At 57.1% G+C, this 14,013-nt stretch carries 6 protein-coding genes; 1 reads left to right on the forward strand and 5 read right to left on the reverse strand.

Features of this window, described 5'->3' with window-relative positions; all coding sequences use genetic code 11:
• Window positions 1-6: 6 nt before the first annotated feature.
• From NHH03_RS04740 to uvrB, 5 genes are all read right to left on the reverse strand, one after another.
• Window positions 7-2,910 carry a hypothetical protein gene (locus NHH03_RS04740; RefSeq protein ID WP_253154602.1) on the reverse strand — a complete coding sequence of 968 codons (2,904 nt, stop codon included), beginning with the start codon at window positions 2,908-2,910 and terminating at the stop codon, window positions 7-9.
• A gap of 410 nt (window positions 2,911-3,320) precedes the next feature.
• On the reverse strand, window positions 3,321-4,166 hold the full coding sequence (locus tag NHH03_RS04745) for a hypothetical protein (protein WP_253154603.1): 846 nt from the start codon (window positions 4,164-4,166) through the stop codon (window positions 3,321-3,323).
• Window positions 4,167-4,910: 744 nt separating this feature from the next.
• The gene (gene mutS / locus NHH03_RS04750; RefSeq protein ID WP_253154604.1) at window positions 4,911-7,550 is read right to left on the reverse strand and encodes a DNA mismatch repair protein MutS; all 2,640 of its coding nucleotides are present in this window, start codon (window positions 7,548-7,550) and stop codon (window positions 4,911-4,913) included.
• A gap of 196 nt (window positions 7,551-7,746) precedes the next feature.
• Complete coding sequence (locus NHH03_RS04755; protein WP_253154605.1) at window positions 7,747-8,784, reverse strand: hypothetical protein; 1,038 nt, start codon at window positions 8,782-8,784, stop codon at window positions 7,747-7,749.
• 374 nt (window positions 8,785-9,158) lie between these two features.
• Window positions 9,159-11,312 carry an excinuclease ABC subunit UvrB gene (gene uvrB / locus NHH03_RS04760; protein ID WP_253154606.1) on the reverse strand — a complete coding sequence of 718 codons (2,154 nt, stop codon included), beginning with the start codon at window positions 11,310-11,312 and terminating at the stop codon, window positions 9,159-9,161.
• 312 nt (window positions 11,313-11,624) lie between these two features.
• Between uvrB and NHH03_RS04765 the strand changes: the two genes are divergently transcribed.
• Window positions 11,625-13,973: a GMC family oxidoreductase N-terminal domain-containing protein gene (locus NHH03_RS04765; RefSeq protein WP_253154607.1), complete on the forward strand. Its 2,349-nt coding sequence runs from the start codon at window positions 11,625-11,627 to the stop codon at window positions 13,971-13,973.
• The last annotated feature ends 40 nt before the right edge of the window (window positions 13,974-14,013 follow it).

The raw sequence follows: 14,013 nt of genomic DNA on the forward strand, positions 1-14,013 counted from the left end.
GGGACGCTACAGTTGCAACACGACTTGGGTGGTGACCTGCGATTGGGCCCCTTTCGGTTTTCCCGCGCTCAACGCCTGGGCGGTGATCGTGAACTGCTGTGGTTGATTGCTGATCAACACAATTTGATAGTCGATCGATTCGCCTGGACGCATCGTCCCAATTTCAGCCAGATAGACCTGGTCGCCGGCGATCTGGAATTTTCCCAGTGATGGTGCCAGGGGTTGGGTGACCGACTGAATCTGTACGCCCAGCGGTTTGTTAAACACGATGCGAACGTTGCCGTCGGGTTGTGAACCGGGGTTGGTCACCCGCAACTGGTAACGAATCGGCGTGTTGACTGCGACCGGAGTGGTCGGCCCGGCCAGGCTCAATCCGAGTGCCTGGGGTTGGACCTGCGGTGGAGGTGCTTGGGGCGGTGGGCCGCTCGGTGGTGGACCGGGGGTCGGGATCGGTGCGGGGCCAGCGGGAATCTGCGGCGGCGCACTTGCCGGTGGCAAATTCGGTCGAGGATCGCTGGGGGGGGTAACGGGTGCCGACGCTGGTGGCAAAATTTGAAACTCAACCCGTTGATTGTCACGGGCGCCCTGTTGCGAATCGACGGTCATCACAATGGTGCTGCGTTGATTGATCCCAATCGCTTGGAATTCTGTTTCAAGGATTTCACTGGAGTCAGGTTCCAATCGTGGAATCAACCATTCGATCAAATACTGACCCGGACGCGGAGTCGCCAAATGTTTATTGGTGGCACCGAGAGGGCGCATTTGCGGATCGTAGGCCATTGTGACTTTGACATTATCCAGTGGAATCTGCCCATCATTGATGACGATGCCACGGAACAAAGTTGAATCGCCAACCGCGGTCTGTTGCCGCCCGGTCAAGGTCGCGGTAACCGAAGGCGTTGGGACGGGTTTATTGATGACAATCACGCACGATTCGCTGCTGGTACGTTGGCCCGCATCGGCGGTTGCTTCGACGGTGATGCACCGTCGCCCCGCATCCGTGGGAATAAACGTGACTGCGACCGGCCAGGTTTGGCCCGGTTGCAAGGGCCCATTTTCTTTCGGCTTGCGTACACTTCGTTCGTTGCTCTCATGCAACATCCCGGAATCGCCTTGGGCGAACAACTGCAAGTTCTGCAGCGGACGCTCACCGGTGTTGCGAACGTCGATATTGAACGTCACCGATTGGCCGACCTCGTAGCGTTCTTGTTCCGGCGCGATACTCATTACCAGCGAGGGGCGGTACACATCGACCGTGACGGTGTCCGATGCGACTAGTCCGCCGTCAGCCCGCGCTTCAAAGGTCAATGGCAGGGAGGATTCCGTGACCATGTCAACGAACAAATCCAATTCAGTGCGTGGCGGCAGTTCCTGGAATTCCCAGACGACCGCGTTGGGCAGGTTGGTTGCAAACGAATCGGTGCTTGAGGCGCGAACACCGGCGGGAACCTGCAATGTCACTCGGACATTGCGAGCGGATTGGTCACCGGGGTTGGAAACGTTCGCGACCGCTTGAAAAGGGACACCAAAGGATGCAATTTGTGGTGCACCGGCACGAATCGCCAGTTGCGGCGCGCTCCAAGTGACAAAGGTCTGGCCGCGGCTAAGCGTCAACGTTGGGATATTGTCTGATTCGCCACCGGGACGAATGATTTGCATTTGAACCGTTGCGGTGCCAGCGGTTCCCGGTGTCGGGATCAGTTGCACGGTCGCATTGCCAACTTCATCGACGGTGGATTCAACGAACGACGATCCATTGGTACCGGCGAACGATGCCAACCCGGGCTGCATGATTTCGTAACGGACCTTCCATCCACGAGCCGGCAAGGTGCCTTCGGCGCGAGTCACGCGGGTCGTCAACGAAACGGGGGTCCCGGCGGGCACAATTTCGGTGCCTGGGTATTGCCAGCGTGCGTCGACCCAATAAATCGTCGAAGTGGCTTTGCGTTGATCCCAGCATTCACTCTCCGGTGCCAACACCGTGACTCGACTGGTCCCCTCGCTAGGGCTGCTGATCGTCAACCAGGTCTGTCCCTTTTCCAGTTGCACGTCGTCGCCCGAATTCAGGTTGCCTCGCGTGATTTTTGTCCGTTTGGTACTGGTGACACCAAACGCGTACGATGGATCATGCTTACTCGCCTTTTTGACCCGTGCAAATTTGTGTAACAGCCCGGGATCATCGTCGCCGACTTGGATGAACGTGCCCACACTGTCCGGAGTCAACATCCACTCGAGCGGTTCAGCCACTTGAAGGTAGCCGTCGTCACCGCAAATCCCAGACAGCAACATGACCTCGCCGCCAACCGGCGCGACGATCTTTTGCGGTGACAACAGAATGCATCCCCGTTTTCCACGTTTGGGTAGATGCATCAGGTCCGTCATATGGCATTCGTTGCCTAACAGCACCGCCGGCGGTCCGTCTTTGCAGTCGCCGGGGCAGGCTCCGCCGGGAACGCAGGGTTGGTTCGGCTGGCAACCGAGTTTTGGTGTCGGCGGACCAGGAACAACCGGCGCGGGTGTGATGCATTTTGGTGGCGCTGCCGGTTCCGGAAACGCCGACTGGGGAAAGATCCCGCCGCCTGGGGTGTGATGTTTGTGCAGGCAGCTGTGGCAGAACTTGAACGGGTCACCCAAACACTTCAGGCACTTGGAAAACTTGCCTTCACCGGCAGAACCCGGCAATGCAATGGTGGTCGTGGTCGGCAGCGGTGTGAAGATACAGCGGCCGCTAGAGTCAATCGCTGGCAATCGCAGATGAGAGCAACCGGATAAAGTCGGCAACGCCAGTCCGATCAGTAGCAACCAAACCCACGGACCAAGCAACGATCGGCGCAGCCCCCCGCCGATGCGATGAGCGCCGGCACGATGTGCCTGTGCTGGTACGTCGGTTGGGTTGAAGAAAGCGAACATCGGTTCGAGTCGGCCACGTGCAATAGAGTCGTCATCAGTCTCCTGTGTTGGAGACCTGGTCCGAGGAAACGTAGCACGCTGGTCGGGGGTATGATGCAAAAAGTCAACATGGAATGATGTGGAAAGGCAACGAGAGTGTGCGGGTTGAAACGGACGCGCCGGTCATGAAGCCATTGCTCCCTTCTCACGGCCGGATCTCAGCAAATCCGCTGGTGTGCCGTGAACCTTGAACCCATCAGGTTGGATCGTATTGCAGGGTCCAATGGTGCGTCTTGGGGATCAGGCAAGGCTGAGCGCAAAAAAAACGGGACAGAATCCCACATGGAGAATCTGTCCCTAGTCGTTGCAGCGGAGCGCTTCGCTGCAGTCGACGTATCATCGTTCTGCAGCGAACGTTCAGTCAATCAATTTCACTCTTCAGCTGCGGGGCGTCCGCCACGGTCACCGCCGCGTCCACCACGGTCGCCGCCACGGCCACCGCGATCGCCGCCACGTCCGCCGCGGTCGGCACCACCTGGTCCGCCGCGTCCACCGCCACCAAATCCACGTCGTTCGGGCATCTCAAAGGGCTTGCCTTTGAGTGTTTCGAGCTTCTTGGTTTGCTCGGGAGTCAAAACGGCCATCAGGGTCTTTTCGACTTCTTTTTGCGATTCTTCCATTGCCTCACGAGCTTTTTCGCGATCGCCGCTCTGGAAGATTTCACGAATCTTGCTGCCCATCTCTTCACGGGCTTCGTCGCTTTTGGTTTTCAGTTCCGCTTTCTGAGTGTCCGTCAGTTTCAACTCCTCAGCGACGCGTTCGTTCATCAAAGCGGCAACGCCCATGTTTTGAACTTCGATCTCTTGCAGGCGTTCCATTTGAGCAGGCGCCAGAACTTCTTCGAGTTGCTCGAGTGTTTTCTTTTCTGCTTCGGCGCGCTCTTTACGCATTTTCTCCATCCAGGCTTCCATCTTGGCGCGATTTTCGTCGCTGCGATCGCGGAAGTCGAAATCAGGACGCTCTGGGCGTGGCTGGTCTTCGGCAATCTTCTTCAGAGCTTCTTCTTGAGCGGGCTCCAAATCGATTTCTTTACGGACTTCATCGATGCGTAACAGGCCCACGACACTGACGCCACCACCAGGTCCGCCAAAGCCACCGCCGGGACCTCCAAAGCCACCGCCGCCAGGACGGCCGCCGCGTTGGGCCATCACGTCCGTCGCGCTAAACGCCAAAATTGCAGCAAACACCAGACCCATCGGGCCACGTGAAATCTTCATCGAATTAGATTCCCAGGGAAGTTTCGAACAGAAAAGTATTGAACGGTAGTTGACCGTGGCGCCATCTCAATTGCAGTCGACGGAGATCGATCCGCGACCCTGGCTACCTGCAGTTGAAACCACGCGGTATGGCCAGGGTTTCACGAAAGATCAGTTTTTTTGCAAAAGAAACTGCAAAAACCGCAGCATTACGAACGGATTGACAGAAAAATCTTAACTTATCCGCAGTTCTTAATGTCCGGTTCGGCCGCACCGTTGGAGTTCAACCTTTAGGTTGTGGCGTGTGGCAGCGTGGATGGGGGCCCCGGCACGCTAAAGCGTGAACTCCAACGGTTTGGAATGGTGCCGCACCGTTGGAATTCAACCTTTAGGTTGTGGCGTGTGGCAGCGTGGTTGGGAGACCCGGCACGCTAAAGCGTGAACTCCAACGGTTTGGAATGGTGCCGCACCGTTGGAGTTCAACCTTCAGGTTGCGGCGTGTGGCAGCGTGGATGGGGGGACCCGGCACGCTAAAGCGTGAACTCCAACGGTTTGGAATGGTGCCGCACCGTTGGAGTTCAACCTTCAGGTTGCGGCGTGTGGCAGCGTGGATGGGGGACCCGGCACGCTAAAGCGTGAACTCCAACGGTTTGGAATGGTGCCGCACCGTTGGAGTTCAACCTTTAGGTTGCGGCGTGTGGCAGCGCGGATGGGGTATCCGGCACGCTAAAGCGTGAACTCCAACGGTTCAGCGGGCGGCGGGGGTTAGGGCTTCAGCACTGGATTCTGTTGCAGTTCCTGCTGCGCACGTTGCAGAAACTGCATCGCTTCGATCGGCGTCATCGTGTCCAGATTCAAACGCTGTACCTGGCTCAAGATTGGGTGATCGGAAAATCCGAATAAGGTCAATTGATATTTCCCATTGGGGTCGTTGCGATGACCTTGGGGTGGGGAAATGGTGGGGCGATCGAGCGCGTCGCGGTGGTCCATCTCCAACTGCGCCAGCACGTCCTTGGCGCGCTCGTTGACCTCCGACGGAACGCCTGCCAAACGGGCGACATGAATGCCATAACTTTTGTCGGCTCCCCCAGGCACAATACGGTGCAAGAAGACGACTTCATCGTTCCATTCCTTGACCGCAACGTTCAGATTCGTCACGCGTGGCAACGATTCTTCTAATTGGGTGAGCTCGTGATAGTGCGTCGCAAACAGCGTCCGACATCCGACCTGTTCGTGGAGGTGTTCGGTGATCGCCCAGGCCAACGACAATCCATCGTAGGTACTGGTGCCACGTCCGATTTCATCCAGAATCACCAGTGATCGAGAGGTCGCGGTGTTTAAGATCCGCGCCGTTTCGACCATCTCGACCATAAACGTACTCTGCCCGCGGCTCAGTTCATCGCTGGCACCGACGCGGGCAAAAATTCGGTCGGCAATTCCAATCGTTGCTGAATCGGCGGGCACATAGGATCCGGCTTGAGCCAACAAGGTGATCAACGCGACCTGGCGAATGTAAGTGCTCTTACCAGCCATGTTGGGACCGGTGATCAACAGGATCATGCCGCTCTCTGGAGACTGAACGCAGTCGTTGGGAACAAATTCGCCCTGCGGCAAGGTGACGTCTAACACGGGGTGACGTCCGGCATCGATCCGCAGCACCGAGTCGTCGGTCAGTTCCGGGCGAACCCAATTTCGCTGCGCGGCGATTTCCGCGAGCGACGCCAACACGTCCAGTTCGGCCATCGCACTGGCGACTTCCTGCAGCGTCGCCAAGTGCTGGTGCGTGCGAGTCCGCAAGTTGTGAAAGATCAGCTGCTCGCGGGCGGACGCTTTCTCGTCGGCTGCCAGCACCTTCTCTTCATACTCTTTCAACTCTGGCGTGATGTAACGTTCACAGTTTTTGAGTGTTTGTTTGCGAATAAAGTCCGCAGGGATTTTGTCTTTTTGGGAATTGGTGACTTCTAGAAAGTAGCCGAAGACTTTGTTGTAGCCGACTTTCAAATGGGAAATCCCGGTCTCGTCCATCTGACGATGTTGGTATTCCAAAATCCATTGTTTACCGCCGGCCGCCAGGTCTCGCAGCGCATCAAGATCGGGATCAAATCCGCTGCGAACAAAATTGCCGTCGGCAGCGTTCAAGGGGCACTCGTCGGCGAGTGCGGCTTCCAATTCACTACGCAGTTGGGGGCATAAATGCAGGTGGGACTCGAGATACGCCAATCGTTTGGGCGCCCGTTCGGCCAGCTTGGCTTTTAACTGGGGAAGGCCTGCCAAAGTCCGCGCGACCTGTTGCAGATCACGTGGACCGGTGCGTCCGGTGGCAATCCGCGCCAACAGGCGGGTGATGTCGAAGGTTTGCTTTAAGGTGGATCGGACATCGCTACGTAGATTTGCGTGGGCAATGAATTCTGCGATCGCGTCATGCCGAGCTTCGATCGGATTGATATCGATCAGCGGTGCTGCAATCCAATCAGCCAACAATCTTGAACCGGCTGAGGTGCACGTCAGATCAATGGCATCAACCAACGATCCTTCCCGGGCCGATGTACGCAGCGTGCGAGTGATTTCGAGACTGCGTCGTGTCGAGGCATCGATTTCCAAAACGCCACTGCGGTGATGCGCGGTGATCGATTGAAAGTGATCCAGTCCACCGACCTGCGTTTCTTGCAGGTACGTCAGCGCCGCCCCGGCGGCGCGAATGGCCGCTGCGTCGTCGTCGCGAAAACCGAATCCTTCCAGCGATCCGACGGCGAACTGTTTGCATAGCAGCTCGGTCGAAGCGTCTTCGGCGAAACTCCAGGCCGGCCGGGCGGTCCACGACCAAGGCGCGGTGGTGTCCGGCGAAAATGTCGCGTCGTCTTCGCGATAGATCACTTCGGCAGGACCAATCCGGGCCAATTCGTCTTCGATACGTGAGACCGGAAACGTACCGGAACAGAATCGACCACTGGAAAGTTCTGCCCAGGCGATCCCGGCCATGGTTTCGCCAGAGGGCGATTTTCCTTTCCGCGGCACATGGATCACAACGGCCGCTAAATAGTTGGCTTCGCGCGGATCCAACAAGCCGTCGTCGGTCAGCGTGCCGGCACTGACCATGCGAGTGATTTCGCGTTTGACGAGCCCCTTGGCTGTTTTAGGATCTTCGACCTGTTCACAAACTGCGGCGCGATAGCCGGCTTGGATCAACTTGTGGAGGTACGAATCCAGCTGATGGTAGGGAAATCCCGCCATCGCCGTTGGATTGGCACTGTCCTTGTCCCGACTGGTCAGCGTCAAACCCAGTACGCGGGCGGCTTGTTTGGCGTCGTCTAAGAACAGTTCGTAGAAATCGCCCATGCGAAACAGCAACAGTGCGTCACCGCACGCCGCCTTCGCTTCATGGTACTGTTTCATCATCGGTGTCATGGGCAGAATCCTAACCGCCGTCGCGGCCGATTAACAGCCTGCGTGCTGGTCCCAAACCCACGATTCTGCCCCGGGATCGGTCGTTGTTGCCGATCAGGAAATTTATTCCGACACCGCCAGATTTGCCCGCTGTGGTGATGGCAAGCTGGAAGTTTACCCCACTTTTTAAAGTGGATGCATCAGTAGGCCGTTTCCATCAACGACACAGAATCAGCCGGTCCAGCCGAAGCGTTGTAGGGGCGGCTGGTTTTTCTAAGGTGAAATCGACGAACGTGATTTGCGTCAGATCTAAATTCGGCGCGGTCGTTTGATCCGCTGCTGCGGTCAGTGAAATCCGAATTCGCCGAGACTGGCCGCGGCTCAGGCGGACTCGCTTCTTCAGGGTTCCGGAATAGTCCTGGCGATGGGCTTTGTCGATCACCTGAATCAAAAGCGTCACCGTCTCGGCTGAGGAATCCGCAGCCAGACTCGCATCGACCTCCAATGCCGTGTAGCCGGTCCAGTTCTGGACTAGATCGACCAGCGAAACCGCCGGGTAGCCGTTCGGCTGGAACTGAATTTCATAGGAGTGGTCTCCTTCGGTGGCATTCAAAGAACTGATTCGTCCAGTGGCGCGGCGACTGTACCAACGCGTGAGTTCGATTTCAGATTCGAACGAGCCCAGTAGGGGAAACCGACGGTGCATTTGCACGACATCCGCCAGTAACTCGACCGGCGGGTACCAAGCGATGGAAAACAAGGTCACCGCCAACAGACCGAGGCAGCGCGCGGCCAGTGGCCGCGCCGTGGTCGCGATGGCAACCGCACTGTAGGCGCAGACCGCCGCGGCGATCCCCAACGCATTGGCAAGGGCATCATGCCAAGACGCGCTGCGTCCCATCCCGCTTTGCAACCATTCCATGAACAATCCGAACACGCTAAGTGTGCTCCAAACCACGATGCCACGCCCAAAAATCGTTCGCACCGATTGAACGGATCCACTGCCGTGGCGCTTGTCGACCAAAGCACTCCATGCCCACAACGATGCCAGCGCCAAGGAGCCAAATAATGGCGCGTGTACCAAATCGCCAATCGCCGTGGTCACTCGTCCCATAAACGGAATCGGCGTCAACAGTGCAATGAACACGACCACCAACACCAGCACCGCGGACCAAGCCACACGGGCCACTGGGATTTGAGAGGTTCGCTGCGTTGATTCGGCAGTCGGAGCGGGGTCTAAAGTATCGATGTGCATGCCGCGAGAGTTTGCCAATAGAACGAAGGGGCACAAGTTGTTGGTTTAGTTAGCCGGTCGCAAGTTGGTGTGGAGGATTTATCCGACCGGCTTTATTCTTCGCAGAAAACCCTCGCCCGAGTCGGATAAATCCTCCACACCAGCGCCGTTGAAGCCAGCGCTTTCGCGTCAGGCATTGGTTTTTGGTAACCCGACGCGTCAGCGAGGGATCCCGTCAACCGGCTAAATTCCTCGCCCACGCGTCGGGTTGCAATAAAACCGCTGGCTTCAAAACTCACGCGTCGGGTTGTGATAAAAACACATCTACAAAACGTGGTAGTCAGGCATACAGTCAACACTCCGATTCGCTTGTTGGCATCGCCCAAGGCTCGTGCCTACCCACGTTTGGGGCGGGGGATTTTGCTGCGGCCGCCGCCCTTGGTGCCCTTTCGCTTGCGTTGGTTGCGTCCGGACATTCCGGTGGTCGACGTTTTGATCTCGATCTCGCTTAACGGTTTACCAATGTTTTCACGCAACTGTAACACTCGGTCGCGCAGCTGTGCGGCACGCTCGAATTCTAGATTCTCGGCCGCCGACAACATCTCTTGCTCAAGGGCTTCGACGAACTCGAGCGTGATGTAGGTCGTCTCGCTCTCCTCCATGGCTTTGGCATTTGTCTTTCGACGTTTGGCCGCGTCCGTTTCGATTCCTGCCTTGATCTTTTTAGTGACGGTTTCGGGTGTGATTCCGTGTTTCTTGTTGTAGGCCTGTTGGATCGCGCGGCGACGCTCGGTTTCGTCGATCGCCGAGCGCATCGAATCGGTCACTTTGTCGGCATACAAAATCACCTTGCTATTGGCGTTGCGTGCGGCGCGACCGATCGTCTGAATCAAACTGGTCTCACTGCGTAGGAATCCCTCTTTGTCGGCATCCAAAATTGCGACCAAGGACACTTCCGGTAAATCCAGTCCTTCTCGCAGCAGGTTGACACCGACCAGGCAATCAAAGTGTCCGGCACGCAGTTCTTGCAACAGGTCGACGCGTTCAAACGCATTGAGTTCGCTGTGCAGCCAGCGACAACGAATATTCTGTTCTTGAAAATAGGTCGCCAGGTCTTCGGCCAATCGCTTGGTCAACGCCGTCACCAGCACGCGCTCGTCGCGTTCGGCGCGAATTCGAATTTCATTGACCAAATGATTGACTTGCCCCCGCGCCGAAACCACTTCGATTTCCGGATCCAACAATCCGGTCGGCCGAATGATTTGCTCAACGACTTCGCCACCGGTGCGTTCCAGTTCGTAGTCACTGGGCGTGGCGCTGACGAAACAAATTTGACCGGTACGCTGTTCCCATTCCTCGAATTTTAGGGGGCGATTGTCCAGTGCGCTTGGCAGCCGGAATCCGTGATCGACCAATGTCAGTTTCCGACTGCGGTCGCCGGCATACATTGCGCGAACTTGCGGCACGGTCACGTGCGATTCGTCAACAAAGGTGACAAAGTCTTTGGGAAAGAACTCGTACAGCGTGTCTGGCGATGCTCCCGGCGGTTTGCCAGAGAGCGGCCGTGAATAATTTTCGATACCAGGACAATGCCCGACTTCGGCCATCATCTCCAGATCGAATCGTGTCCGCGCCGATAGCCGTTGGGCTTCCAGCAGTTTGCCGCGCTGTTGGAACGTTTCGAGTTGTTGTTTCAGTTCCTCGCGAATCACACTGATCGCTCGCTTGATCCGATCCTCGGGCATGACGAAGTGTCGGGCCGGATAGATAAAGACTTGGTTCAGCGTTTTGACGGTTTCACCGGAGACTGGTTTGATGATCGAAATCTTGTCGATCTGGTCGCCCCACATCTCAATCCGATAGGCGAATTCTTCGTAGCTGGGCCACAATTCGATGCTGTCACCACGCACACGAAACTTGCCTCGCTCGAACGCCATGTCATTGCGTTCGTACAGCACATCGACCAGTTTTAGTAGCAGGTGGTCGCGGCGAATCGATTCACCACAGGTCAGGCCGACCACCAACTGTTTGTAGTCCGATGGCGATCCCAATCCGTAGATACTGCTGACCGAGGCCACGATCACGACGTCACGGCGGCTGACCAAACTGCTGGTGGTCGCCAAACGCAGCCGGTCGATCTCCTCGTTGATCGACGCGTCTTTTTCGATATAGACGTCGCGCTGGGGGATGTAGGCTTCGGGCTGGTAATAGTCGTAATAACTGACGAAATAGTGCACCGCATTTTCAGGGAAAAACTCCTTGAATTCGCTGTACAGTTGTGCGGCGAGCGTCTTGTTATGGCTTAGTACCAATGCCGGGCGACCGATGTTGGCGATCACATTGGCCATCGTGAACGTTTTGCCGGTACCGGTAGCTCCCAACAACACTTGCGCTGGTGAACCGGAACGAAAGCCCTTGGTCAACTGCTCAATCGCTCGCGGTTGGTCCCCGGCCGGTGCAAATGGCTGATTCAGGTGGAATTCGGCTGGCTCGAGCGCCGCATCATCGTCGGTTGTCGCAGCATCCGATGGTTCTTGGGGTGCGGTCATAAAACCCTAACGGGGGCGGCTGGCGGCATGGCAGGGTGGTGTGAACGATTTCAATCGGACGCCCGATCGAGTGGTACTTTTAACCGATCCGGGACAACTGTCCTACCTTGTTCGAATTCAGATTCTGTGCTCCGGTCCATCACAACCGGTACGACCGGTACCGCAGCGCGGGGACCGTGTACGACCACCACCGGCTGGCGAGATTCCCTTGAATACCGGGCGCCGGGCGACGATGACGGCGGAAACGGATTTGTTTCCCGGCGACTGGTTGAATCAGTCGTCACGCTTTTGTCGGACCATGGAAGGGGCCTGATGGACGAGCTGTCAACATTGGACGCGCTGTCGGATTTGGGTGATGTCGTCTCATCGCAATCCCTCGGTCGGCGAGAGTTCGGAAAAGGGGCTTTGGCGGCAGGCGTCTTCCCATTCGGGTTGTTGCAGGGACTGTTTGGTTCGAAACCCGATTGCCCGCTACAGGTGATCCGGGAAAAGCGATTCGACACGCTGACCGCCATTCTGAGCGCCCAGATCGATTCATTATGGTGTGGACGTCAAGGTGACCATGCCTGTCACGTCGCCAACGATCTGCTGCGGTACGCCAGCCATCTGCCCTACCGGATGCAATTGGGATTAAAAGTCGCCCTGTGTTGGTTGGATCTGTACAGCATCAAATACACCGCGCGAAAGCTGCATCACCATACCCACGAAGGTGTCCGCAGCATCCTGAATCAAGGCGAAACGCCTCGTCACAAGGGTTCGCCGCCACTGATTTTGTGGGATGAAGACCATTTGCTGCACATGGCCGTCAGCGGCATCGCCATGTTAGGCCGTTTGATCATCCATTCACGCAACCCGGCTCGCCAATTGATCGGACTGGGTTGGAGCGAGACCTGTGAAGAAGCAAAAAATCTGGTCTCGCTGCCCGCGCCACCGCTGGCAAATTTGCGGGAACACTACGACGTCGTTGTGATCGGCAGTGGCGCCGGCGGGGCGACGATCGCGACTCGTTTGACCGCTCAAGGCCGCAAAGTCTTGATTTTGGATATCGGTGACTTTGTCAGCCCGGACGCCTTGATCCAGCAAATCCCGCAGCCCGACGGAAGTGTCAAACTGGCTCCCCCGCGAAGTGACGAAGTGCTGGCCAAACTGTACAAAGGTGGTGGCGGTCAAATCAGCGGCGGCCTTGGCAAAGTCAACTCAAAAATTGATCTGGTCCTGCCGCACCGACGGCGCAAAATCCCCGTGCGACAAACCATCAACATCTGTCAAGCTCAGGTGTTTGGGGGCGGCCCGTACGTGAACAACGCAATCCACCTGCCGATTCCACAGGAAGTCTACGACAACAAGTGGGCCGAACGAAAACCCACCGGTGTCGACTACGAACAGTTGTCCGCGCTGATGAATGGCATCAGCAACGAACTGGGCGTGAACACGTTTGTCACCGAAACCCAGATCAGCGATCGCAGCATGCGGTTTGCCAAAGGCTGTCAGGCGCTCGGCGAAGAAGTTCAACCGTTGCCAGTTGCGATGCGGGTGGAGTGTTCCGGATGCGGCAGTGACAATTCGGTCGACAGTTTCGGCGACCACATCGGCGGGCTGCATCCTTATGCGCCAGGCGGTGCGAACAGCTTTCTCGTTCAAGCGATGCACAATCCGGAACCGGCGCGGGTTTCGTATCGAACCGAAGCAAAACAGTTGCGCATCGGCCGCGACGCTGCTGGCGAAATGAGCGTCACAGGATTGGATGTTAGTCGAGTCGAAGACAACGGCTGCCGGGCTCACGCGACTGTCACGGCAGATGAGTACGTGGTTGCGGCGGGAATCGGACCGACCACGCGGTTGGTCGCCCAAGGCTTGAAGTCGGCTGGTTGCGGCAATCGCGATCTGGGGAAACGTTTTTCCGCCAACGTCGGCACCGCGGTCTATGCGATGTTCGACAAACCGATCTGGCCGAACGGTTCCTCGCGTCCCGAACCCGGCGTGACGCAGTGCTTTATCGTCGATCGGCGAATGGTCGAAAAAGATGGCGAACTGCTGGAAGAACCCGCCTTGGAAAACTGGTTCCACTTTCCCGGCACCGTGGCTTTGGCGCTGACCGGCTGGTTCAAGCAATTTGCCTGCACAATGCGGAAATTCAACCACCTGTCGATGTCTGGCATTGTGGTCCCGACACAGGTTCGCGACAGCAACTACGTCGACGCCTGTGGCGACATTCATATCGAAGTCGATTGCGACGAATTTGAACTACTGCTGCGTGGCATTCGCCGCATCGCGCGAATCTATTTTGCCTCGGCCGACGCTGACGACGGCGTCACGTTGCATTTGCCCACCAAAGCCATGTTGTTGCGCGGCGGTCGCCAAGCTGTGATTCGAGACATGGACGATTTAGAATGGGCGCTGTGTGAAATTCGACGCCGCGGCCCGGCGTTTGTGAATTTGGTCACCACGCACGGCCAGGGCGGCGCAACGTTGGGCGAAGTGGTTGATCCGCAAACGTTTCAGGTGAAAACCGATTGTGGCGGTCGTGTGAACAATTTGACCGTTGGCGATGCGTCGCTGTTCCCGGCCGGTTGCGAAATCAACCCGCAACTGACTCTCAAAGCACTTGCGACGCTGGCTGCGGAACAGATTCTGACCCGCACCTCGCCCGAAACGGTTTAAAGGCCTGTGATGGTTGCTGGAATTTGACTTATGAAGTGGG

Origin of the sequence: Stieleria tagensis, assembly GCF_024129865.1 — a bacterium.
Taxonomy (GTDB): Bacteria; Planctomycetota; Planctomycetia; order Pirellulales; family Pirellulaceae; genus Stieleria; species Stieleria tagensis.

Coding starts and splice junctions, on each gene's coding strand:
- NHH03_RS04740 (WP_253154602.1), bottom strand. CDS start 2,910: ATGTTCGCTTTCTTCAACCCAACCGACGTACCAGCACAGGCACATCGT.
- NHH03_RS04745 (WP_253154603.1), bottom strand. CDS start 4,166: ATGAAGATTTCACGTGGCCCGATGGGTCTGGTGTTTGCTGCAATTTTG.
- mutS (WP_253154604.1), bottom strand. CDS start 7,550: ATGACACCGATGATGAAACAGTACCATGAAGCGAAGGCGGCGTGCGGT.
- NHH03_RS04755 (WP_253154605.1), bottom strand. CDS start 8,784: ATGCACATCGATACTTTAGACCCCGCTCCGACTGCCGAATCAACGCAG.
- uvrB (WP_253154606.1), bottom strand. CDS start 11,312: ATGACCGCACCCCAAGAACCATCGGATGCTGCGACAACCGACGATGAT.
- NHH03_RS04765 (WP_253154607.1), top strand. CDS start 11,625: ATGGACGAGCTGTCAACATTGGACGCGCTGTCGGATTTGGGTGATGTC.